Here is a 22,498-nt window from a genome sequence, read left to right as displayed (position 1 = left end):
AGTCGTTCTTCTCGCCCAGGGGAAGCAGCATGCGGATACATGCCCGGGCCTATGCGTATCTCATCGTCGCGTGGACAGCGGCCTTCGCCGCACTGAGCTTTGGCGCCACGCCCGCCCTTGCCCAGAAGCGCTTCGCCTTCGTCATCGGCAACGGTGCCTATGCCAATGTCACCAAGCTGCCCAATGCCCTGAACGACGCCAATGCCACCCGCTCCATGCTGCAGGAAGCGGGCTTCGACATCACCCCGGCGCTCGACATGTCGCTCGCCGGACTGCGCGGCGCACTCGACGTCTTCGTCGACAAGGTCCGTCGCGGGGGCCCCGACGCCACGGCGCTGGTCTATTACGCCGGCCATGCCGTGCAGCTCGACGGCGCCAACTACATCCTGCCGACCGATATCCGCCCGCAGATCGCGAGCAGCATCGCCGACCAGTCGCTCTCGCTCGGCGATATCCTGCGCCGCCTCGACGGCGCCGGAGCGAAGTCGAAGATCGCGATCCTCGACGCCTGCCGCGACAACCCCTTCGCCAACCGCCAGGTCGCCCGCGGCCTCGCGTTGCAGATCGTCGACGGCGCCAATGAGGGCATCAGCAACGAGGCCGGTCTCGCCCGCGTCGATTCCGGCAGCGGCACTTTCGTCGCCTTCGCGACCTCGCCGGGCTCCACCGCGGCGGACGGCACGGGCAGCAACAGCCCCTTCACAACGGCCTTCCTGCGCGAGGCGCGCGAGCCGGGCCTTGCCGTCGAGCAGATCTTCCGGCGCATCCGCCTCGCCGTCTACGATTCCACCAACGGCACCCAGATTCCCTGGGATACCTCCTCGCTGATCACCGAATTCAGCTTCTTCCAGCGCCCGGCCGGTACATCCGCGCCCCAGCCGGCCACCGCCGGCAACGTGCCGCTAACGGCGCGCCCGACGCTGGCGTCGCTGCGCGCCATGTCGCCGGCCGACGCCGCCCGCACCGCCATCGCCTGGGACCGCAGCGACATCTACGGCAATACGCTGGCCATCAACCCGGAGGACCAGACCGCGCTGCGCCTGAACCGCATCCTGGCCCAGCGCACCGACGAGCGCGCCTGGGCCGAAGCGGTGCTGGCCGGCGACGCCGAATCCTTCAGGCTCTATGCCCGGCTCTACCCGGTCTCAGAGCACACCGCCGCGGCCCTGCGGCTGGCCGCCGCCGCGCCGAGCCGCAACCGCGTCCAGGTCGCGCAGACCTGCCCGGTCTGCCCGGCGGTCCAGCAACCCCGCACCCGCCGCGCCGACTATACGCCGCGTGGCGTCTCCCCGGCCCGGTCCCCCACCGTGCCGCCCTACAATCCGCCTCCCCCGCCGCCCGGCCCGCAGGCCCAGGCGCCGGACATGCCCGTGCTCCTGCCCGAACGCCCGCGCTGGACCGGCTTCTATGCCGGCGGCTCGCTCGGCGGCGGCCGCCAGAGCGGCCGGACAACCGTCGCCGGCCCCTATGGCAGCCCGACGATCCAGGTCGGCACCCCCACGCCGATCACGATTCTCGCGCCCTACGCCATCGATCCGGCCGCGGTGCCGGGCCGCCTCTCGACCGATGGCAGCGGCGCGGTCGGCGGCGGGCAGTTCGGGTTCAACTACCAGATCGGCGCGGTCGTCATCGGCGCCGAGACCGACCTCTCGGCGACGCGCCTCGGCGGCAGCCAGACGAGCGCTGCCAATCCCGCCGGCACCCGCTTCACGACGCGCGCCCAGAACGAGCTCTCGATGCTGGGAACGGTCCGCGCCCGCGCCGGCTTCGTCCTCGGCGATTTCATGATCTATGGCAGCGGCGGCTACGCCTATGGCCTGATCGACCAGAAGGGTTCCATCGCTCCCGACACTCCGGCGACCGTGTCGGGCGCGGCGGGCTCGCGCTCCGGTATGGCCAGCGGCTGGGCCTTGGGCGGTGGTGTCGAATACGCGATCCTGCCCGGCATGACGCTGCGGCTGGACTATACGCATTACGACCTGGGCAACCAGAAGCTGAACTTGCTCGACTATACCGGGCTCGCCCCCACGCAATACGCGGTCATGCGGGCCCGGACCTCGGGAGACATCCTCAAGGCCGGTTTCAACTTCGGCTTCTGAATCCCACGGAACAGCCCGGCGCCCGCACGGAGCGCGCGCCGGGACCAGATCCGGCGGACAACCCGAGCGCGCCCCCTTGACACTGGCGGGTCCGATGGGGAATTTGGCGCCCGATGCGGGTGTAGCTCAATGGTAGAGCAGCAGCCTTCCAAGCTGAATACCCGGGTTCGATTCCCGGTACCCGCTCCAAAATTCTCCAGCATGCTCAGGACGTTAAGGGATGGCCCTCCAGCCAATTCCAACTTTCCTAGCTGTTGACGCGGTTGGAATTCCAACTTCCGTTCTTTTCACGTTCCATCGCGGCGAGCTCTGCGGCCTTTCAGACGGGCCTCATCGGCACGCCTGACGCTCGCCAAATCCACAGGATTGTAGGTCGAGAAAAGCTTGTTCGATTGCGCGATGGAGTTGGCCATCTTCGTCCCAACATCCGCGGGCGTGGCGCCGCCGGCGAAGGCCTCGACCGAGCCCGAGCGCCTCATATCGCGAAGCTGTCGCTCGTCGCCGGGGAATACGACCTCGCACAGCTCCCGGAACTCACGCGTCAGCTCCGAAATGGCAGGCACACGTTTCGTGGATAGCGGAAGCAGCCAGGCCTCGGGAGTCAACGCTGGCATCTTGGCTAGGTAAACCTCGAGCAGGCGACGGGAGCGCTTCGACAGGGTACCTATCGCCGGCTTGCCGGTCTTCTGGCGCCCGTCGGCTGTGCGGTCGAAGATCACCTCCCCGCTCGTGCCGACGATCCGCATGTGGCGAGCCTTGAGGGTGCGCACGTCGCCGGGCTGAAATTGCGTGTCCCAAATCGCGGCAATGGTGACGGCCAGTCGCAGGCTCTTACGCCTGATCGCCGCCTTCACCAGACGCACGACCTCGCCTTCCCGCCACGTCTGCCAGCGAGGCGGAGGAGCCGAGTTCCGAATGCCTATGGACGGGTCAGCGCCGATCGCTACCCTAAGGGCCAGCATCACTCGCCAGTGCCGACGCCACTCTTTGATGACCTTGTGCGCAACACCGGCTCCATGCCGCTCATTGAGCTCCTCTCGCCATTCTGAGAGGATGTCTAGGGTCATGAGGTTGGGATCAGTGGCGCCCCATGCGTCGCGGATGTAGGCCCAGGACGGCAAGATGTCCCGGTTGCGAGTCGAGTGCGCAAGCTTTCCCCACTCTGGCGTGCGCATGAACCGCTGGTAGGCGTCACCGATTGAGTTTCGCGGCCAAACACGAGCGACCTCAGCGGCCTCACGCCCCTTTCCAACCTGCGCCTTGATGGTGGGGTCAGGCTTACCCGTCCGATGCGTCTCCCAAGCCTGGAACAGCCTCAGGGCGGCGTCGCGAGACTGAGGCCCTTCGAGGCCAAGGGGTTTGGGCCGAAAGCCAGCCTTTTGCATTTCGGGCGTCGGCTCCCAATAGCGGCGGCCGTTCTTCTTCACCCGGGAATAAGGGATCTTTACGCCGCGTCGTCCCGCCATGCTCCCCTCCGCTCCGCCCATACTTTCCTGGGGTCGAGAGCTGCACTCGGCGGGGTGAGCTCGGGAAACAGGTGCGGCGCACGAAGACGGCGCCAACGCTCGAAGCCGACGGGATCGACGCGCCCTGTAATGGGATCGGGCGCTGGCAGGCCGCGCGCGAGATAATCGTTAAGATGCGGCGCGAACTCTCGAGCGCTGGGGAAGCCAAGAAGGCGCGCCACCGTTGCGATGGTCAGATCACGCTGAAGCCTCTCGCGCGCAGGCAAGCCGAACTCGCGAAGAGAGGAGCGGTGAATTTCACCTTTCACGAATTGCCCCACTTCGCTTGGCTCCGACCAGAGCCGCGTCACTTTCAGGTGCACCGCCACGGCCCGCGGATCGACGGCGCAGACCCTCGTTGCCTTCGAAATTCTCTATGAACGCCAGCACACGCTTAAGCCTGTTACGGCGAAAGTTTCGCCCCTTGCGCATCTCGAAAACGAAGGTCGCGCTGCCTGCAGCGGCCATTCCGAAGAAATCGACCCGCGATTCTGACGCTCGTAAGAACGCCTCCACGGTCGCATCGAACGCGTCGAGTGCCTCGCGCGCTTCCTTGGCCTGCCGGCGAATCTCCTCCAGGCCGCCTTCGTCTGAGGGAACGGGCTTTTGCATGGGCTGAACTCGATCATCGGGAGAATTCATAGCGGGCATAGTAGATTGATATTGCGAAATGTGCAATTGTGTATTCATCAATTTTCACACGCCGAGCGGATCGCCTCCACCATGCAGCCGGATACCTCATCCGTACCAATTGCCGATCGGCTGCTGGCGTCGGCCCTCCGGCTCTCTGCGAGAGGGTTTCGCGTCTTCCCGCTGGAGGTCGATGGCAAGACGCCCGCACATGAGGGCTGGCAGGATGCCGCCAGCAGCCATCCCGACCGGGTCCGGGCAATGTGGAGCGACCCATTCGGCGAGCTCGTCCCTTACAATATCGGCGTCGCCACCGGGAATGGCCTGACGGTTCTCGATGTGGACGTGAAAGACGGCCGCCTCGGCGAGCAGAGCCTGAACGACCTCGTGACGTTCATGGATCTCGACGTCAGCACCTTCATGGTGCGAACTGCCTCGGGAGGAAAGCACCTCTATTACGCGAGCCCAGATCACCGGATCCGAAACAGCGTCAGCGCGATTGCCGAGGGTTTGGATGTCCGCAGCCAAGGCGGGTATGTCGTCGGCCCAGGCTCTGATATAGGATCAAATTCTTATCTCGTTGAGACGGACGGGGCTTTGAAGCCGATCCCTGTCTGGCTCGCTGATCGATGCGGAGTGGCAGCTCTTCCGAGCCACACTCAACAGGCGCTGGTCGAGCTCGACGAACCTGCGGCAATCGCAAGGGCGGTGGAGTGGCTCAAGAACCAAGCGCCCGAGGTCGTCGCAGACAGCGGAAACGGCGATCATACTGGGTACCGTATTGCTTGCCGGGTGAAAGATTTCGGCGTCTCCGAGGGCGAAGCTGTCCTCTTGCTGCTGGAGCACCATGACCTGAACAAGTGCCATCCGCCGCAGGGCCGCGATTTTTGGGAGAAGAAGGTCGAAAACGCCTATCGACACGGCCAGAACGCGCCGGGCGTCGCATCGCCGGCCGCTGAGTTCGATGTGATCGAACTGGAGCAGCCATCGGCCACGTCAGCCTTAGCCGATTGGCCGTCCGCCACCCCTCTCACGCCCTTCGACCCGGTTGCGCTACCGCGGCGACAGTGGATCGTGCGGAACACTTTCGGCCGCCGGTTCACCTCGGCGATCATCGCCCCGGGCGGCATGGGCAAGACGCAATTCATCCTTCAGACCGCGATTGCTGTTGCCGCCGGGCGCAGTGATATCATTGGCCGGAAGGTGATCGAACGGACGCCGGTCTGGTACTGGAACCAGGAAGACGACCTAGACGAGCTCCGCCGGCGTATCGCTGCCATCATGCAGTACTTCCGCGTGACGTGGGATGACCTCCTGCTCGAAGGCAAGCCGATGCTCTACATCGATTCCGGTGTCGAGCGGCCGCTGACCATCGCTATCCGCGGTGCGCATGAGGACGAAGCTAGCGCCACGCCCGAAATCGCTCGCATCAAGCGTACGATCAAGGAGCGCGGCATCGGCCTGTTCGTCGTCGACCCGCTGGCTGAGCTCCATCGGGTCAAGGAGAACTCCAACGAGCAGATGCGGCAGGTCTGGGAAATCCTCCGGCGTATTGCCGTCGAGTGCGATTGCGCGACCGCCGCAGGCGCACACACCAGAAAGCCAGATGGGGCTTCCTCGGAAGGCCACGCGGGTGACATCCACACTTTGCGCGGCGGCGGCTCCCAGGCCGGTGTCGTCCGAACTGCCGTCACCATGTTCGACATGTCGGTGAAGGACGCCAAGGCCTTCGGGGTGAAAGCCGAGGACCGAGGTCGTTATGTTCGCCTCGACGACGCGAAGGCCAACCTGTTCCCCAAGGACGGCAAGACCACCTGGTACAAGCGGACTGGCGTCATGGTTGGCGGGTTCGATGGCCAGGAGATCGGCGTCCTCGTGCCGGTCGAGCTTGAGCGGGAAAAGCTGCCGGATGATGAGCCGGAGGCCTCGATGGCGGAGGTGATGCGGCTCAAGGAAGATCCGGCGCATCACCTCGCCGAGGTGCTCGCGGCCAAATTCCCGGGTGGCGGGTGGCATCGGCTGAGCAAGGTGGTCGAACTGCTCGATCAGAAAATGCAGAGCGCATTCGGCCCGGCCAAAAACCTAGCGAGAAAAATCGACGCAATATTCTGCGGCGAAAATAGCGCGCTCACCGAGTTCGGAATACTAGAGAAAATCTCGCTTGAGCGATCGGGGACCAAGGTCCGGCTCGTGCCTTCGGCGGAGGCGAAACTGGCTCATTCGTTGCCTCAAAATCAGCCTGAGGCAGCGCTCAATCCATTGAAAATTAAAGACGAATAGCGATCTGCGTCACCTGCCTCATGCAATTTCCGATGAGGCAGATGAGGCAGATGACCAAAACAGCATATATTTCAATCAGATAACCTTCTGCCTCATCTGCCTCATCTGCCTCACCCCTAAAGGGGGACCGCTCGCGCCGTGAGGCAGCGGCCCCGGGGTCCCGGCCTGGCGGCGGCGCCGACCGCCCCGAGGTTGAAACAACCCGAAGACTGAGGCCAAAAATTCGGAGCGCAATATGCGCCGGAAAATCGAGAGAATTATTCGCCGGCTCGGAGGGCAGCGCTATTGCTGCGATACTCTCGAGGAGCACACGCGCTTGGACGGCAGGACTGTCTGGTTGGCAGTATGGGAGAGCGCATGTGCCAAGTGCGGGGCGCCCTTCACATATCGGACGTCCACGAGGGGCAACCGCGACTCCTGGCTTCGCCAGCCCAACCGTCGTTGTGACCTCCACAAGAGGCCAGGCGTGAGAGCCCGCATTCGTTCCAAGCCGAAGGCGTAAGGGAATGCGGCCGCGCAAACCGAAATCAATTCGTCAGCTTGAGGTCGGACAGGCCGGTCGCGTCGACCCGCGTCCTATCGGTGACGCGAGGGTGCTGCATAGGCTGGGGCTTCGCGATTTGATCGTGAGAAGCGATCCGAGGCCGCCGGTCGATATCGTCCCTGCAAAGAGGCCAGTTGCTCCGCGATCCGCGGCACAGCTAGCTGTCTTGGCCGCCGGCAGGGAGCGGGCCAGGCAAGTTTGCGCGGCGCGTGAGGCAGCCGATCGCGAGGCCGGCGCGCGCCTCAAGGCTCGCGAGCTCGACAGGCTCTTGCTGACAATGCGACCGGGAGAGGCCTACGTCCTGAACGACCTGATCAAGCCCAGCGGCTGTAATCCGAACTCGGTGCGTGCATGGCTTCGCCAAGCCTTCCGGCGTCGCGGCTGGGTCGAACGCGTGCCCGCTTCCCCGGGCTTGCCGCACAAGGGGCCTCTCAAGCACGGCCTACGCCAGAAGGATCCCATCCGCTGGCTATGGCGCCTAACGGATGAGGGTGTTGCGGAACGGCGAATGGTGAAACAGGGATGAGCGGGCCGCCGTCGAGTAGCCCGCTCGAAAAGCGACGGTGCTCGTACTGCGCCAGCTATGACGCTGTGCCGCTCGAAACGTGCTTGACCGCGAGCGCTGCTACCGGATCTGAAGGGGCCAAGCGCGCTATTGCCTCAACCAGATGCAATAAGCCCTCGTTTGGTAGACTTGTAGAAACATTCCATCCGATTTGCGGATCGCTCGTCGCCAAGAGCTCGATCCGCCGCCCGTCAGGCATTGTCACCTCGAATTCAAGAACTTCGTGCTCAGCCGCGCCTTCGATCGAAGTCCGAGTTACACCGAATTTCCGCATGATAATCGTTCCGTCTCGCTTGAGGGGGCGCCTTCTTAGAGCGCCATACTTCCGGGGCTAAGAAACCGTACGGAGGCGGTCCTGCGCGTCTTTAGGCCGTCGCCCTGGACATGCACGCGGAGACCCCGGAAGCGCTCAAGCTGAGCAGCTCGGATTCTTAACCCACAGCCGAAGATAAAGCCAAGCGGCCGACTGTCAATGATGAATTTAACTATAGCTATCGTTAATTTTCGTTCCGCTTAGATCTGTTGCAGAACGTTGCACACCAAGCGCATCAAAAAACACAATAAACAATGCACTCAATTGCCAATAAATACGCGAATACTGAACGGCAAAACCTGATAATGACATCAATATAAGCTCAATCTTACGCACCATATGCAACATTAGACAACACTATGAATTTCTGTGGTTCCTCACCTCGCACGAAGGGTGTACTTTGAATTATGGGAAGCCCAGACCATCGAAGCCTGCCGAATCTGCTGTCGGATCGCGAGGATCGCCTCGTCGAATTGCTCGCGGCAGGCACTGAAGCCGACATCGCTTTCGCGCTTTCGGGGTATCCGGCTGAAACATCAGCCTATCACCTCCTCAGCACGCCGCGGATTTCCCGCGCGATCGAGTGGCGGATGAAGCAGGCGATCAAGACTGTGCTCGCCCCTCGAGCGCTTCGTTATCTCAGCGACGCCCTTGACGACGAGGCCATCTCACCGCGCATCCGCGCAGCAATCGCCCGTGATCTCATCGAAAAAGCTGGCATCATCGCCCCTCGAGCAGCGATCCAGGAGCAGTCCCAGAAGACGCTGGCCGAGATGTCGCCAGGCGAGCTGGCGGACATCGTCAGCAAGCTTGAGACCGAACTGGCGAGCAGGGCTAAGGACGTTAGCGCACCAAACGCGCCAGCAGTTGATGGCCACGTGGCTGCAATTGAACACTAATCGTCGCCCTATTTGGGCTGCAACCGCCCCTCCGCCCTGCCAGCGAACACCCCGGCACCCCGGGGGCGGGGGCCGCCTGCGGTTCATGCGGAAGCCCCCAAAGCGCTCTCGCCAATTTTTCCGGCGCCAGAAAACCAGGGTCGCATCTCCGCCCTAGGGGGACGAGGACGTGAAAATTGATGAATTTTAGCTGACATCCTGTCGGCAATCTGATACAAATTCACCATCCAGCGTGCGCTCTATCTCGGTCTCGCCGTGCCGAAGTGATCTGAAACGATCCCTCGGAGCGACGTATGTGCGGCGATCTTCTCGGCGGCAGCAAGAAATCCCAGCAGAACATTGCCATTTGGCAGGCCCAAAAGGCTGAAGAGGTCGCTGCGGAGAACGAGCGCCAGCGCATCGCCGCTCAGCAACAGATGGCCGACATCTTGCGGCTGCAACAGGAACGCGAAGCGACCATCCTCGCTGAGCAGCAGAAGGCCGCGCAGGCTGCTTCGGACGAAGCCAAGGCCGCCGAGGCGCAACGCCAGAAGCTCATCACCGACAATCGCGGCGCGATCGATACGGCCTTCGCCGGATTCAACGACGACTATTACACCCAAGCCGCCGACCGCTACGGTTCCGCCTACCTGCCGAAGCTCGAGGAGCAGCGGGCGCAGGCACTCGACCAGCTGAAATCGGCCCTGGCCGCTCGCGGTACGCTGCAGAGCACGGCCGGCATCAACGCGATCAACGATCTGGAGAAGAAGGCGGCCGAAGAGCGCGCCGGCGTCGCGTCGCGCGGCCTCGATTTTGCCAATTCGCTTCGCGCCAGCGTCGGCAACAAGAAGAACTCTCTCTATGACGCAGCCGGCACCGCAGCAGACCCGGCCGGCTTCGCGGCGCGCGCGACTGGCGAGGCGACTTCGCTGGTCAACCTCGGCGGTGTTGTGCCGTTCGATTCCGTGCTGAGTTACGGGTCACAGTCGCAGCCGAGCGGCGTTTCGCAGCCGCAGAACAGCAGCGTGTTCGCGAGCATTTTGGCGCCGCTGACGGGCGCGGCTTCTACGGCGCTTTCTGCGCCTCGTGGGGCAGGGCAATACACCGTGGGGGCGAAGAATTCCGCGCCAATCACGGGCAACGGCACTATGACAGTGAGGAGCTAAGCGATGTGCTTCGATCCTCTCTCCGCGGCGTTGGCGATCGGCGGCGCGGCCGCCTCCGGCGTCGGCACGAAGATGCAGAACGACGCCAACAACAAGGCGTACCGGCTCAACGTCTTCAATGAGGCGATCGTCGACGCGAAGAACCGCGAGATCGACTACGCAAACAACGAGCGCATCAACAACGACATCCGGGCCGCCAAGGACATCCAGTGGCAGGCGCTGCAGCAGGACGCCGAGGAAGCCCGCGTCCGCAATGCGGTGCTGAAGGAATTCACCGATCGGCAGCGGGCCGTTGCGGACGCCAATGCGGCCGCTGTGGCCGGCGCGGTCCCGGCGCTTGGTGCCGCCGGCACGACGGCCGCTCACGGCGCAGCGACGCAGAGCCGCGGCGACTACGCCGCCAAGGCCATCGATTCCGGCGGCGCGGTTGATCCGAACTTCCAGGGCAGCACGCCCGATTTCGTGAAGCGGCAGCTGGCCGCAGCACTCGAGCAAGGCCGGTCGACCGTGACCGATCGCGCTCGCGCCGACGCCGCCGTCAGCGCCTACGGGGACGTCGACCAGTCGCAGAACACAAGCATCGGCGATCTCATGGGCAAGATCGGGCTGTCCAACAACTTCGCCAAGGGCGACCTGAGCCTCCTGCCGGCCGAGCAGGAGTTGAAGGGCTCGCTCGTCCGCACGCCGATCTACGCGCCGCCGCCGACGCTCCTTCAGGACCGTCTGGCCCGGCCGGCGCAGATCCAGCCGAAGACGTCTGACACAGGCTCGCTGCTCAAGGGCTTGGGGTCGTTGGCCGGTTCGGTGGCTGGGTCGAAGTCACCTGTCTACGCATCCGACGGAAAAACCGTCACCGGTTATCAGCCAACCGCGAAATCCTGGCTGTCGACTGCGTCCTCTTGGATTGGGAGCTGACTGATGCCCACCTTTACCGGCCGCCGTGTTTCGACGGGCTCGTTTATGGCGAGCGCTCCCGCGCCTTACACAACCCCTAGCGCTGCTGGTCTGCGCCCCGCGCCGGTTTCTGGCGACATCGGCAGCGCAATCGCAAGCCTTGGAAAGGCCTATCAGAATGGAGCAGCGAACGCCCTGCGCGACGCTCAGCGGCAAAAGCTGGACAATGAAAATGCCGCGACAGCGGATGGCTACGCAGCAGTCGGCGAAGGTGGTACGATCGTCGACGCCATGCGGTTCGCCCGCGCTGCTGCCGCGGGTGCCGTGGATCCAGGAAAGCTTGCGGGCGCTCAAGCCCTTATTGGATACCAGAAGGACGGACCGACGAGCTCGTTCGGCACGAACGCTCTCTTCGCCCGTGGCGAAGGCCGGAACACCCAGTATTATTTCGATCAGCAGTTCCAACACGAGCTGCAGAAAAAGGCTCTCGAAGAAGAGACCCGGGTACGTGTGGCTAACACCGAGGCCGCCAACCGACGCGTCATCGCCGACGACGCGGCTGTAGAGGTCATCGACCCGGCAACGAACCGACCGGTGCTGCTGCGCAGGCCGGACGCGATCGGCAAGAGCCCGGTTCTCTCCACCGATCAGGTTCGGGGCGCCACCATTCAGCAGCTTCTTCCCTCTGCCTCCGATGCGGAAAAGAGCCGCTTTGCGTTTGGTCAGGCCCCTACCCCGACCCCCAGGACCTACGCAGCTGACGGGAAGAGCTTCATCACCTACGACGGCGTGATAGACGCCCAATCGGGGCAGCCGCTGCCCATCGGCGGCGCGATAGTCGCGCCTCAGGGCACTTCAAAAGACGTCGGCATCCGTCCAAGCGTCGAAACAGCGTTGCAGCAAGCCCAGGTCGACAGACAACGCTTCCGGGGCATGCTCGGCTTTACGCGCGAGCTGGCGGCCAAGGACCCCACTCTCTTCGGGCTGCCCGGTCAGATCCGTCGTATCGGCCAGGAAGGCGCGCAAATTGCGAACGGCCTTGCGCAGGTCTTTGGGAAAGACAATTTCGCCCAAGCGCGGCACGAGATCATTGCAGAGCTCAAATCGCGAGGTGTGAGCTCGAAGCTCATCGGAGACATGTTCGACCCTCACTTGCCGGGCATGCAGTCTGCAGCGAATTTGCTGGTTTATCAGGCTGCGTCCGCACTGGCTGGGCAACAAGGGCGTTCAGTCACCGACAAGGATCTGGCGATGTTCAAAACAATCGCCGGCGATCCATCATCCCTTTTCGAATCCCAGCAGTCCTACCTCGCCCGCCTTCAAACCATGGAGGATTTGGTCAACACTCTCGACAGCGCTGACATCACGACGTCAGCGCGCTCTGCGGGCCTTCCGCCCGCCCGAAGCCAAACGCCATCGTATGTGCCTTCTTCCGAGACGCCTGCAACCACACCCCCCGGCGCTGCACTCGGGAGCGACGAAGCGTGGGTCCGTGGAACCGACGGTAAACTGAGGAGGGCTCGGTAATGGCCGATCGCATCATTGCCTTTGAGGGCCGTCGGATATCCGTTCCCGCCGATGCTTCCGATGCCGAGGTCGCCGAGATCCTTGGCGGGGATCTGGGCCCCTCGCCCGGCTTTCCCACCGACGCAAACGCTCGACCAACCGCCCCGAACAACAGAGCCGACGGCACCCAAGAACATTGGTATGAGCGAAGCCCTGTCCCGGAATCCTCAAGGCGGATAACGCCAACTCCGGGGCTGGCGGCGCGGGTAGGAGAAAACCTTCGGTTCGGCAGCCAGGCCGCCGGCGAAGGCATCGCCAACTTGATCGGCTTCCCGACGGATGCAGCAACGGCAGTGCTCGTCAATCCAGCCATCTTCGCCAAGAACACACTCTTTGGCGGCGAAACGCCGTTCGTCAAAGAGCCGACCTTCGGGTCGGAATTTCTCAAGAACACGATGGTTCGGCCCGCCGCCCAAGCGGCCGGTGGAGCGGTTGACCCCGACAAGCTTTCTTTCCCACGTCGCGCGGTATTCGAAGGCATAGGGGGCGCGTCGGGCGGCGTTGCTGCGGGTGGAGGAATACTAGCGCTTGGATTGCGACGCGCCGCGACCTTGGCGGCGCAACGCGCCGCGGGCGAGCCGCTCTTGCCGCGCTTCCTCGATCAAACGATGAAATCCTATGCCGACGGCCGCGGCGCAGCCGTCGCAAGAGATGCGGCCGCGGGCTTCGGGTCAGGGGTCGGCCTTGCAGCGGCGAAAGAGCTTCCGCCCTCAGCCCGCGATGCTGGAGGTGGTCTCGGGGGGTGGTCGCCGATACGGCAGCAAGCCTCGCGGGGGGCATCGGCGGACTCGCCGGCCAATCGGCGGTTCAGGTAGCAGGGCGCCAGGGTGCCAAGGCCGTCGGCGCAATTCCCGTCGTCGGCAAGACCCTCAATCTGAGTTCGGTCGATCCTTCCGTTCCAGTAAATCCCGGCACGATGAATCCGGTCACCCGCCGTGCAGCGGACATGGCGGCCGAGATTTATCGGGGGAAGGCAACGCGCCCCGACGAGGTAGCAGCTCGCCTGGAGGCCAATAGAGCCGAGCTGCGGCCCGTCCTGGGTGATCGGCTGCCTTCCCCCGGGGCGCTGGCTGAGGATCCGGGCATTGTCGCCTTTGAACGCGAGCTCGCTATGCGGGACCGCAATCCAACCATCCTGCGTGAGCAAGCGATCAATGCTGGACTTCGCGACGTCGTGGATGGGCTAGCCCCGCAGGGGGATCCCGCGAAATTGCAGCTCGCCGCATCTGAGGAGGCGGCACGCCTGCGCGCCGAAACACAAACGGCAAACGACGCGGCAATCGCTCAGCGGCAGTTGCGCGTCGACACCGTTGAAGGCCGAGCGCAGACGGCTGATGCCGCGCGCCGTGGCGATGCTGCGCCACTTGCTCCGTATCAGAGCGCGGACGCGGCTGCCGGGGCCAGCCAGCGCCTCGACAATGCCGTCGTGGATCAAACCTACCTGCCGGATCGCACGCGGAAAAACGAACTCTATAGCGCCGTCGACCCGAACCGTACGGAGATGGTCGACGCAACGCCAATGATCGATGCGGCAACTCGTGTTCGCCAGCAGATCAACGAGCTTGGTCCGCAGGGGCAGCAGCTCCCGGCGGAGTTTGTCCAGCGTGTGGAGCGCCTCGCACCGAATATCGAGCAGCAGCCTTCGCGGGTCCTCGGGCCGGATGGCGCGCCAGTTATGCGCGACGTGAACACTGGCGGCACCGGGCAAGCCGCTGTTGGCGATATCGTCGATCTGCAGAAATACACGGGCAAGGCCCGGGAAACCGCGCGACAGGCCGGCAACTTCGATCTCGCCGACAATATCGGCCAGCTTCGCGCGGGCGCTTCCCGGGCTGTCGAAGGCTCGCCTGCGGCAGCCGAGGCGAACAACAACTATGCGGAGAACTTCGCGCCGAAATATCGCCCCGGCCCGGGCGATGAGATGGCCAAGTTCACCAAGGAGATCGATCGCGACGCGACGCGTAGCACCACGCCGCCGAGCGAAACGGCCAAGCGCTTCCTGAGCTCCCCCGAGAAGGCGGCAGCCCTGCGTCGGGTGCTCGACGACTCGCCGGCAGGCGCTCAGGGCAATGCTGCGGTTCGCGATTACCTGCTCTCAGATCTCGCAACCTCGGGTGTGATAGACAGTCGCTCCGGGATGATCCGACCGGACCGTCTGCGTGCTTGGCGTCAGAGCTACGGCAATCAGCTCGAGGCGGCGCCCGGCTTCGGCAGCGAGGTCGACGCGATGATCGCTCGCGCCCAGAAGGGCGAACGGGTGTCCGATGGCCTGGCGCAGCAGATCAAGGCCGCACAGACCCGCCTTCGCGAGACTGAGCGGGCGGCTGGCCGTAGCGAACGTGATATCGACGATCGCATAAGCAAGGGCGCTCTTGGAGCGGTAATCGACGCGGACCCGGATAAGGCCGTCCACAGCATCATGCAGAACCAAGCCAATGCCGCAGGTCGTTTACGCGAGCTTGCCGCTCTGACCGCCAATAATCCCGATGCCCGCGCGGGCTTGAAAGCCGCAGTGCGGGACTATCTCATTGACCGGGGCACCACCTCAGCAGTCGAGAAGCTGCCACCAGGAGATAGCCGCAGCCCTCTCTCGCCGGCAAAGGTTCAGGCACTTTTTGGCGACCACGCCAATGCCCTCACTGCGGTTTTCTCTCCGGCCGAGATGAGCGCAATGCGCGTCGTGCAGAAGGCGCTCGAACTGCAGCGCACCGAGCAAGTGCGGGTTAGAAGCGGATCTGACACGATCGAAAAGGGCCTGAGCGCCAGCGTTTTCGACAACGCGCGTGATACGCCGCTCGGTCGAGCAGCCGAAATCGTGACCCGCCTCAAATTTGGTATGCTCAAGGGCGGCGGCATGATCGCCTCGGCAAGGCGCTTCCTCGGGAACATGACACCAGAGGATTCACGCCAGGCTCTCGATTTGCTCAATCGGGCGGCGATTGATCCTGATCTGGCGCTATTGCTGGCCAGTCGAGAGGTCAAAGTAGGAAGCCCGCAATACGTGAATACAGTTCAGCGTTTGCTAGGCGCCGCCGCCGCGACTCGCGAGTCGGTGTCTGAGGATGAACGGCGCCCGCTCGAGGTCACGGTTCGGCCGACGCGGAACTGATCGGGCAAGCCAGGAGGCAAGCCTCGCCCGAGGTGAAAGCTGTTGCGCGAGGCAATTGCATTATTTGCACCCCGCGCCTACAGCTCAGCAGCTGCGAAGGGCAACCAGTAAATGAGTCGAACCGGCGAGGGAAAAGCGCGTGCGCTCGATTTTGCACGACGTTTGGTTTCGCGACGAACCGAACTCGGGCTGAGCCAAGCCGAGTTGGCTCGACGCGCTCGCGAATTGATCACGACCGGCACCAAACTCGATCGGACGAGTATGTCTCGTTACGAAGCGGGCGAGAATATTCCACGGGGTGATATCCTTCTGGCATTGGCGCGCGCGCTCGACGTCGAGCCCCAGCATCTGTTGCCCCCGGCGCCAGCAAACCCCGTCTCTGTAGGGCCGAATGTGCTTTCGCTAGAAGACGGCACCGCCAGGCTGACGATAGACCGCGTGATGCCCATGGAAACGGCTTTGAAAATCATGCGGCTTCTCTCGACTGGCTCGAAGCCAGAGAACGACGACACAGCAAAGTGACCTTGAAGAAGCTCTCCTTTCCCGCTTTAGTTGCGAGATTGTGTCGAGGTCGTGGCGATGTGGTTTCATCTGGCAGTCATTGCATCTGTGCTCTTGGGTAGCGCCCACGGCACTTTCGCTCAGACCACAGAGCAACAGAAGCGGAAGCTCCTGCTGCCCACCATCCGCGCTGCAACAGATTGCATTTCTCGTGAGGCAGCGCGGCACCCAGACATCCTGAATGGCTATCGCTACAACAACCTTGGCCCGATGATTGGCGAGGGTTGGCGCGTCTGCACCAACGCATTGGCCGAAGTCGCTGTCATGCATGACAGCCTTCATGGCGCCGGCACGGGTCTCATTTTCGTCAAGGGAGCCTATTTTGAGGACTTGCCCCGCGCAGTCCGGACTAGAATCCAGAGCGAAATGGACCGCAGGATTGCGGCGCTCGACCAAGCCGAAGCCGTCGCTCGTGCAGAACAGGCCCGCCGTGAGGTCGAGCGGCAGCAACACCTGGAGAGCATCGAGAAGGCTGCCGACACGTTGCGCGATCGTGCCTACCAATGCACATCGCCTCAGCTGGAAAAGCTCGTATCATCGTCCGAAAGCGCAGACGTCCTTGCGACCGCCGCCATGACAATATGCCGTCGCGAGATCGATGATGCGATTCAGGCCAGGATCGATACCATCCGCTTCAAAGTAGGAACGAACTATTCCTCCGCCAGCGAACCGGGCTTTCGTGAGGAGATGCTGAAAGCCGTTCGCAACAATGTCATCACGAATGCCGTTCAGCTCAAGGCGGGTGGCCCCCGCACCACTGCCTCCCCCAGCCCCACGACGCCTGCATCCGTCGCGCCTGGCGCCCCGATAGGCCCTTCAACGACGGCAGCGTCTGACCTTCCAAAGGAGGTTCGCGACTGCCTTTCGACGATCGCCACAGCTCGAAACGGCAAGTTCGTTGACCAGCGGAAGCTCTACGAGGGCATGCTGGAGCTCTGCCGGCCAGAGATAGAGGCCGCAGCCCGGACATCGTTCCTGGGAACCAAGGATTCTGACCTTGCCCAGGAGCGCGAGAAAGCACTGACCGGCGCCAGCGCTGCCGCAAGACAGATGATCGGAATGGCAGAATAGAATCGGCGAGCGAGCAGCTCGCGTGAAGGGGTTTTAGGATCGCAGACGAAGTCTCGAGGCGCGGCACCGCTTTTCCGCGCAGAAGGCCGCCTTGCAGGGAACCAGACGCGCCCCCATCTCGTTCTCAGCGCGGCATCCCCCGATGCCTGCCTGCTCTCCGGTTGGATGCGTTGCCGCGGATGTACCGGCCGCAGCCGACAGGAGGGCAAAGCCAGTTTCCCGGCGATGGCCGGAACCGCCTAGTCCTGACAGAAGTCAGAGGCCCGTCGCTTCCCAAGCGGCGGGCTTTTCATTTAGGCCTCTGGCCCATTTCGACCTGAAGATTTCCTGCGCTCATGATCAAAGCAGGATAGCCGCCTATCAATGATGGGAGATCGATCCGGAATACGAGGTCGACTGATGGATAATTTGATATTCATCTGCAAGACGACGCTGAACCCATTTATACGAAAATCTTTTATATTCATGCCTCATAGAATTCATTAAATCATGAACATTATCTGAAAAAATATTAATTAGATCGCCAATTGTCATCGTTTCTGGCTCTCCATGATACTCAGAGCTATTCATAAATTTCGACAGACCGTATTGACTATCCTTAGTAAGCGCAGACAAATCCGATAATACATTTCGTTTCCTAACATCAATTCTGCCAGATTGATGCCCGATTACCATCGGGACCATTATGACCGCCTCGACTTTGATCTTGTAAGGCCACGCCGCAATAAGGTCCGACAAAAGCTCCAATGCCCGTTTCGTATCTCGCGGAGTGGCGTTGAACGCCTTGATCGAACCCAAGACCAGATCGTCGAGTGTGAAGTCGGGAGGCAGTGACAGAGGGTCGCTCGCAATTCCGAGCGCCTCAATCTCGGCACGAACGAAGCGCGCGAGCTCAGGGGGTGGGAAGTGGTAGGTGCGATCAAAGAACCTCGTGAGGTAGCGCGAACCATCAAAGCCGCCGCCGTAAACGGCCTTTACAGACTCTGAGAGTTGCCGGCTGTCGGTCGCCACTACAAACACCACGTTACCGACATTGAAGAGATGTTTAACCCGCTCAAGAAGCGCGATCGCATGAGTGGGCCTACAACGATCAAGCTCATCAATAAGAACAAACATCGTCCAGTCGGTGTGTTCTACCCTGATCTGTTCCGTCAATTTACCGAGCTGTTCGCGAAATTGCCTAATAGATTTTTTCCCTTCTTCGAACCCCTCAAGGAGTTTTTCCGCCGACTTGTCGATCGTCTTATCCAGGCTTTCAGCAAGGCCCTCCCTGCCCTTTTTCGCGATACTGTCGGCAAGCTCGCCGTATTGCTCAGCGATCAGATCCACCCCATCGCCGAGTAGTTTTCGGCTTACCTGCTTAAGTGCGCCCTTGGCTGCAGTGGCCGCAATGTTCAGGCCCGCCTTTTTTACTAGCTTGTATGTGCTATCGAGCGCCGGGTGCGCCTTAACCAGCGGATTGATCGTAGCCTCAATTCCCGACATGAGGGATAGCATGGGGTCATCGGCGTGATCGTCTTCCCAGGCATCGATCAAAGCAACACCGTTCCCTCGAAGTCGAAGCTCCTTCGCCAGACGCGTCATGAAAAACGTCTTTCCGCCTCCCCATCCAGCGTCGATGTTGAGCACATAGGATCGGGGAAGGCCCTGGCGCCCGCGCTGTTCAATCCGGCCCGTCAGAAAGTTGATCAGAAAGTCAGCATCGGCCTTCCGGCCGAGCGTGTCAGCAGCCCAGATATCTTCAGCCGTTTCGGTCATGGCCAGCCCCTACAAATCGCCGGGGTAGTCTGAGCATCAACGGTAGGCTGGCATAGGTGGCGAAGCAGGTTGTGCACACGCAGCGGATCCCGAGGTGGGCCGTGGGCGCTCAACCGGTCGTCAGCTCGACGGCTCCTTTCGGCGCGTATCTACCGCGGCGCGATCCTCGCAGACATCGGGCCGCGACATGAGGTTTTTCGAGCCGCAGGCCGAGCACCGATAACGCAGACAGATATCAGGAATAGGCGTCTCGGGCGGGAGTTCGCCGACGTCGATCCCGCCGCGATGGCGACCGCACGCGTTGCAGTAAATCTCGATATGCCGCCGGCCTAGGGCCAATTGGCTGGCCACGGTGGCCGGCTGGATTTCGCGCCCCTCTCTGTCATAGGCGCGACGCGGGTTGCGCTTCATGGCTTGACTCCTCGGTGGCGTTTGTTCTCTTACTGTTCTCATTCCAGAGGACGCAAGCCATGTCACCGCAGCCGGCCGACCAGCACGTTGAAGACACATCGCTGGACGCGGAAATCAGCGGCATCGTGTCCATGCTGATGGAGGAACACGGCTCGGAAACCGCGGCGCTGCGGGCGCTGGTCCACGACTTCATCGTGCTTCTGGCCGACGCCGATCGTTCAGTCTCGCGGGGCTATCTGCGTGGCCTGTTCTCACAGGGTGCTCGGCCGATTCCGGGAGCGAAGGCATGAACGTCATCGCGCCGATCAGCTATCTCGACGCGCTCAACCCGGCGCAGCGGCGTGCGGTGATCCATGGCGTTGGCTCGGTAGCGTCCTCGCCACTTCTTGTCATCGCGGGCGCAGGTTCGGGCAAGACCAACACGCTTGCGCACCGGGTCGCCCATCTCATGGTTAGCGGCGCCGACCCGCGGCGGATCCTGCTGATGACCTTCTCGCGGCGCGCGGCGTCCGAGATGGCCAAGCGCGTTGAGCGGATCGCCCGAAAGGTGCTCGGCGATGGTGCCGGCGTACTCGCCGACGCGCTCACCTGGGCAGGCACCTTCCATGGCATCGGCGCGCGCTTGCTGCGCGACTATGCCGAGCAGCTCGGTCTCGATACGGCTTTCACGATTCATGACCGGGAGGACTCCGCGGACCAGATGAACCTGGTCCGGCACGAACTCGGCTTCTCGAAAACAGAGTCGCGGTTTCCGACGAAGGGCACCTGCCTGGCGATCTATTCGCGCTGCGTGAACGCCGAGCTTCCAATTGAGGAGGTTCTGCGCCTGTCCTACCCCTGGTGCGCCACCTGGGCGGCTGAGCTGAAAGAGCTTTTCGCGGCCTATGTCGAGGCCAAGCAGAGCCAGAACGTCCTCGATTACGACGACCTGCTGCTCTACTGGGCCCAGGCCGTGACCGATCCCGATATCGCAGCGGACATCGGCGGCCGCTTCGATCACGTCATGGTGGACGAGTATCAGGACACGAACCGGCTCCAGTCTTCGATCCTGCTCGCGCTCAAGCCGGACGGGCGTGGCCTGACCGTCGTCGGCGACGATGCCCAATCGATCTATTCGTTCCGCGCCGCAACGGTTCGCAACATCCTCGACTTCCCGGCAGCTTTCGTACCGCCGGCCGAGGTCATCACGCTGGATCAGAACTACCGCTCGACCAGCTCCATCCTCTCGGCTGCCAATGCCGTCATCGATCTGGCGGCCGAGCGTTTCACCAAGAATCTCTGGACTGATCGCGCAGCGGGGTCGCCGCCGCAGCTCGTGCATGTGCGGGACGAGGCCGATCAAGCGCGTTTCATAGCAGAGAAGGTTCTGGAGAACCGGGAGGGCGGCTCGACGCTGAAGCAGCAAGCCGTGCTGTTTCGTGCATCGCATCATAGCGGGCCGCTCGAAATCGAGCTCACGCGTCGGAACATCCCCTTCGTCAAATTCGGCGGGCTGAAATTCCTCGACAGCGCCCATATCAAGGACTTGCTCGCGCTGCTGCGTTTCGTCGAAAACCCGCGCGACAAGGTCTCTGGCTTCAGGGTGCTGCAGCTCTTACCTGGCGTCGGCCCGACCTCGGCGCAGCGCGTCCTTGAGCATGTTGCGCAGGTGTCGGCGTCCCTCGAAGCTCTGGAGAACGCGCCGGTCCCGCCCAGGGCCGGCGACGACTGGACGTCCTTCGTTTCCGCCGTCAGCGAGCTGCGCGTCGGCACGGCTGGATGGCCGGCAGAGATCGAGCTTGCTCGCCGCTGGTACGAGCCTCACCTGGAGCGCATCCATGAGGATGCGAGCACAAGGCAGGCCGATCTCGTGCAGCTCGAACAGATTGCAGGCGGGTACCCGTCACGCGAGCGCTTCCTGACCGAATTGACGCTCGATCCGCCGGACGCAACCAGCGACCAGGCCGGGGTGCCTCATCTCGACGAGGATTATCTGATCCTGTCGACGATCCATTCGGCCAAGGGTCAGGAATGGAAGTCGGTCTTCGTCATGAACACGGTGGACGGCTGCATTCCGATCGACCTTGGCGCCGGTGCGCGTGATGAAATCGAGGAAGAGCGCCGCTTGCTCTATGTCGCGATGACGCGGGCGAAAGACGATCTGCATCTCGTCGTGCCGCAGCGCTTCTTCACGCACGGCCAATCTGCGACCGGCGACCGTCAAGTCTACGCCAATCGAACCCGCTTCATCCCGAATGCGCTGCTCGGCCAGTTCGAGCGGACTGCCTGGCCCATCGCGGCCGCAGAAGCCTCGCGGGCACCGTCTGGAGGCCCGAAGGTCGATGTCAGGGCCAAGATGCGAGGCATGTGGCGATGACCGGGCACTGGCCGCATCAGGTCGAGATCAAGCTTGATAGGGCGTCCGCGGCCGAACGCCTCCGCCGGATCGAAGCATGGTGCATCGATTGGCAAATCGGGTTCCGCGTTCTCGGCACGATGGCTGAGGACCTGATCCGCGTGGCTTTCGAGGAAGCGCGTTTCGCGCGAGCCTTCCATGCGCATTTCGGTGGTGTCATTGCACCTGCCTACGAGCTCGAAACAGCCCTCGCCGCGGATGCCGCGGAAGTCGACTTGTATGATCGGCTTGCCCGCGACTACCCTGACTGAGGAGGGCCGGCATCATGGCAGATGTGGTCAGGATAGGATCGGTAGTGCCGCGCGTTCCGCTTCGCCGGGCTGACGATCTGGTGGACAGGATTGGGGCGCTGAAGAGTGAGGCGACCGCCCGCGGCTTCGGCACGCTCGCCTACTTTCTCGATATAGCGCTCATAGAGGCCAAGTTGCAGGAGCAGCATATCGTCAGCGACGCGGCTGTCGCTCAAGTCAATCCAGGCGAGCTTTGGCTACCGGTCAAGGATCGGGATTGATGGCTGAGCCTAGCGAGCTGTCCGAAATCGATCTCGACGTGGCCGATGTGAAGCGCATCGCGCTGACGACCGATCCGCAGGGCGAAACCATGATCAGCTTCGAGATGGCCAGCGGCCAGGTGATGAACCTCGTCTTCTCGCCGGAGACGTTCGCGAAGCTTGAAGCGATGATGGCCAAGGCCAATGAGGCGCAGGCCCAAGTCTCGCCGATCCAGTAGGACATCAGGACATGTGCGGACGGT

General features: G+C 62.7%; 19 protein-coding genes and 1 tRNA gene. 16 read left to right on the top strand and 4 right to left on the bottom strand.

The window, feature by feature from the left end; all coding sequences use genetic code 11:
- Positions 1–29: 29 nt before the first annotated feature.
- On the top strand, positions 30–2,099 hold the full coding sequence (locus WFK61_RS13540; protein ID WP_336812452.1) for a caspase family protein: 2,070 nt from the start codon (positions 30–32) through the stop codon (positions 2,097–2,099).
- A 115-nt stretch (positions 2,100–2,214) separates the two neighbouring features.
- Positions 2,215–2,288, top strand: a tRNA-Gly gene (locus WFK61_RS13535).
- A gap of 98 nt (positions 2,289–2,386) precedes the next feature.
- On the opposite strand, the gene WFK61_RS13530 is transcribed toward WFK61_RS13535, so the two are convergent.
- Both WFK61_RS13530 and WFK61_RS13525 read right to left on the bottom strand, forming a co-directional pair.
- On the bottom strand, positions 2,387–3,565 hold the full coding sequence (locus tag WFK61_RS13530; RefSeq protein ID WP_336812450.1) for a hypothetical protein: 1,179 nt from the start codon (positions 3,563–3,565) through the stop codon (positions 2,387–2,389).
- A 297-nt stretch (positions 3,566–3,862) separates the two neighbouring features.
- Positions 3,863–4,216, bottom strand: coding sequence for a hypothetical protein (locus tag WFK61_RS13525; protein ID WP_336812448.1), 354 nt, complete (start codon positions 4,214–4,216; stop codon positions 3,863–3,865).
- A gap of 111 nt (positions 4,217–4,327) precedes the next feature.
- Here WFK61_RS13525 and WFK61_RS13520 point away from each other — a divergent pair, with 111 nt between their 5' ends.
- The 9 genes from WFK61_RS13520 (at position 4,328) to WFK61_RS13480 (ending at position 17,181) form a co-directional block, all read left to right on the top strand.
- Positions 4,328–6,514, top strand: coding sequence for a bifunctional DNA primase/polymerase (locus WFK61_RS13520; RefSeq protein ID WP_336812446.1), 2,187 nt, complete (start codon positions 4,328–4,330; stop codon positions 6,512–6,514).
- A 1,829-nt stretch (positions 6,515–8,343) separates the two neighbouring features.
- Positions 8,344–8,835, top strand: coding sequence for a hypothetical protein (locus WFK61_RS13515; RefSeq protein ID WP_336812445.1), 492 nt, complete (start codon positions 8,344–8,346; stop codon positions 8,833–8,835).
- Between the two features lie 293 nt (positions 8,836–9,128).
- Positions 9,129–9,980 carry a hypothetical protein gene (locus tag WFK61_RS13510; protein ID WP_336812443.1) on the top strand — a complete coding sequence of 284 codons (852 nt, stop codon included), beginning with the start codon at positions 9,129–9,131 and terminating at the stop codon, positions 9,978–9,980.
- Between the two features lie 3 nt (positions 9,981–9,983).
- Positions 9,984–10,895 (top strand): hypothetical protein, encoded by a 912-nt coding sequence (locus WFK61_RS13505; protein ID WP_336812441.1) that lies wholly within the window; start codon positions 9,984–9,986, stop codon positions 10,893–10,895.
- A gap of 3 nt (positions 10,896–10,898) precedes the next feature.
- On the top strand, positions 10,899–12,401 hold the full coding sequence (locus WFK61_RS13500; RefSeq protein ID WP_336812439.1) for a hypothetical protein: 1,503 nt from the start codon (positions 10,899–10,901) through the stop codon (positions 12,399–12,401).
- The gene (locus tag WFK61_RS13495) at positions 12,401–13,255 is read left to right on the top strand and encodes a hypothetical protein (RefSeq protein ID WP_336812437.1); all 855 of its coding nucleotides are present in this window, start codon (positions 12,401–12,403) and stop codon (positions 13,253–13,255) included. Before WFK61_RS13500 ends, WFK61_RS13495 begins: the two co-directional genes overlap by 1 nt.
- Positions 13,183–15,549: a hypothetical protein gene (locus WFK61_RS13490; RefSeq protein ID WP_336812435.1), complete on the top strand. Its 2,367-nt coding sequence runs from the start codon at positions 13,183–13,185 to the stop codon at positions 15,547–15,549. The genes WFK61_RS13495 and WFK61_RS13490 overlap by 73 nt, the downstream gene beginning before the upstream one ends.
- Before the next feature lie 111 nt (positions 15,550–15,660).
- Positions 15,661–16,071, top strand: coding sequence for a helix-turn-helix domain-containing protein (locus tag WFK61_RS13485; protein WP_336812433.1), 411 nt, complete (start codon positions 15,661–15,663; stop codon positions 16,069–16,071).
- 57 nt (positions 16,072–16,128) lie between these two features.
- Entirely contained in the window at positions 16,129–17,181 is a 1,053-nt protein-coding gene (locus WFK61_RS13480; protein WP_336812431.1) for a hypothetical protein, read from the top strand.
- A 360-nt stretch (positions 17,182–17,541) separates the two neighbouring features.
- On the opposite strand, the gene WFK61_RS13475 is transcribed toward WFK61_RS13480, so the two are convergent.
- Together WFK61_RS13475 and WFK61_RS13470 are read right to left on the bottom strand one after the other, a co-directional pair.
- Positions 17,542–18,939, bottom strand: a complete 1,398-nt coding sequence (locus tag WFK61_RS13475; RefSeq protein WP_336812430.1) for a KAP family P-loop NTPase fold protein — start codon at positions 18,937–18,939, stop codon at positions 17,542–17,544.
- Positions 18,940–19,059: 120 nt separating this feature from the next.
- On the bottom strand, positions 19,060–19,350 hold the full coding sequence (locus WFK61_RS13470) for a hypothetical protein (RefSeq protein WP_336812428.1): 291 nt from the start codon (positions 19,348–19,350) through the stop codon (positions 19,060–19,062).
- 59 nt (positions 19,351–19,409) lie between these two features.
- On the opposite strand from WFK61_RS13470, the gene WFK61_RS13465 reads away from it, so the two are divergent.
- The 5 genes from WFK61_RS13465 to WFK61_RS13445 are packed head-to-tail and all read left to right on the top strand — an operon-like array spanning position 19,410 to position 22,474.
- Positions 19,410–19,640 carry a hypothetical protein gene (locus WFK61_RS13465; RefSeq protein ID WP_336812426.1) on the top strand — a complete coding sequence of 77 codons (231 nt, stop codon included), beginning with the start codon at positions 19,410–19,412 and terminating at the stop codon, positions 19,638–19,640.
- Positions 19,637–21,706, top strand: coding sequence for an ATP-dependent helicase (locus tag WFK61_RS13460; protein WP_336812424.1), 2,070 nt, complete (start codon positions 19,637–19,639; stop codon positions 21,704–21,706). The genes WFK61_RS13465 and WFK61_RS13460 overlap by 4 nt, the downstream gene beginning before the upstream one ends.
- Positions 21,703–21,996, top strand: coding sequence for a hypothetical protein (locus WFK61_RS13455; RefSeq protein WP_336812422.1), 294 nt, complete (start codon positions 21,703–21,705; stop codon positions 21,994–21,996). The genes WFK61_RS13460 and WFK61_RS13455 overlap by 4 nt, the downstream gene beginning before the upstream one ends.
- A gap of 14 nt (positions 21,997–22,010) precedes the next feature.
- A complete protein-coding gene (locus WFK61_RS13450; RefSeq protein WP_336812420.1) occupies positions 22,011–22,256 on the top strand; it encodes a hypothetical protein in 246 nt (81 codons plus the stop codon).
- Positions 22,256–22,474: a hypothetical protein gene (locus tag WFK61_RS13445; protein ID WP_336812418.1), complete on the top strand. Its 219-nt coding sequence runs from the start codon at positions 22,256–22,258 to the stop codon at positions 22,472–22,474. The genes WFK61_RS13450 and WFK61_RS13445 overlap by 1 nt, the downstream gene beginning before the upstream one ends.
- The last annotated feature ends 24 nt before the right edge of the window (positions 22,475–22,498 follow it).

Origin of the sequence: Allobosea sp. MMO-172 (assembly GCF_037147855.1) — a bacterium.
Classification (GTDB): domain Bacteria; phylum Pseudomonadota; class Alphaproteobacteria; order Rhizobiales; family Beijerinckiaceae; genus Allobosea.
The sequence above is the reverse complement of the archived record's forward strand: the minus strand, read 5'-3'. Positions and strand labels throughout refer to the sequence as shown.

Coding starts and splice junctions, on each gene's coding strand:
- WFK61_RS13540 (WP_336812452.1), top strand. CDS start 30: ATGCGGATACATGCCCGGGCCTATGCGTATCTCATCGTCGCGTGGACA.
- WFK61_RS13530 (WP_336812450.1), bottom strand. CDS start 3,565: ATGGCGGGACGACGCGGCGTAAAGATCCCTTATTCCCGGGTGAAGAAG.
- WFK61_RS13525 (WP_336812448.1), bottom strand. CDS start 4,216: ATGCAAAAGCCCGTTCCCTCAGACGAAGGCGGCCTGGAGGAGATTCGC.
- WFK61_RS13520 (WP_336812446.1), top strand. CDS start 4,328: ATGCAGCCGGATACCTCATCCGTACCAATTGCCGATCGGCTGCTGGCG.
- WFK61_RS13515 (WP_336812445.1), top strand. CDS start 8,344: ATGGGAAGCCCAGACCATCGAAGCCTGCCGAATCTGCTGTCGGATCGC.
- WFK61_RS13510 (WP_336812443.1), top strand. CDS start 9,129: ATGTGCGGCGATCTTCTCGGCGGCAGCAAGAAATCCCAGCAGAACATT.
- WFK61_RS13505 (WP_336812441.1), top strand. CDS start 9,984: ATGTGCTTCGATCCTCTCTCCGCGGCGTTGGCGATCGGCGGCGCGGCC.
- WFK61_RS13500 (WP_336812439.1), top strand. CDS start 10,899: ATGCCCACCTTTACCGGCCGCCGTGTTTCGACGGGCTCGTTTATGGCG.
- WFK61_RS13495 (WP_336812437.1), top strand. CDS start 12,401: ATGGCCGATCGCATCATTGCCTTTGAGGGCCGTCGGATATCCGTTCCC.
- WFK61_RS13485 (WP_336812433.1), top strand. CDS start 15,661: ATGAGTCGAACCGGCGAGGGAAAAGCGCGTGCGCTCGATTTTGCACGA.
- WFK61_RS13480 (WP_336812431.1), top strand. CDS start 16,129: ATGTGGTTTCATCTGGCAGTCATTGCATCTGTGCTCTTGGGTAGCGCC.
- WFK61_RS13475 (WP_336812430.1), bottom strand. CDS start 18,939: ATGACCGAAACGGCTGAAGATATCTGGGCTGCTGACACGCTCGGCCGG.
- WFK61_RS13470 (WP_336812428.1), bottom strand. CDS start 19,350: ATGAAGCGCAACCCGCGTCGCGCCTATGACAGAGAGGGGCGCGAAATC.
- WFK61_RS13465 (WP_336812426.1), top strand. CDS start 19,410: ATGTCACCGCAGCCGGCCGACCAGCACGTTGAAGACACATCGCTGGAC.
- WFK61_RS13460 (WP_336812424.1), top strand. CDS start 19,637: ATGAACGTCATCGCGCCGATCAGCTATCTCGACGCGCTCAACCCGGCG.
- WFK61_RS13455 (WP_336812422.1), top strand. CDS start 21,703: ATGACCGGGCACTGGCCGCATCAGGTCGAGATCAAGCTTGATAGGGCG.
- WFK61_RS13450 (WP_336812420.1), top strand. CDS start 22,011: ATGGCAGATGTGGTCAGGATAGGATCGGTAGTGCCGCGCGTTCCGCTT.
- WFK61_RS13445 (WP_336812418.1), top strand. CDS start 22,256: ATGGCTGAGCCTAGCGAGCTGTCCGAAATCGATCTCGACGTGGCCGAT.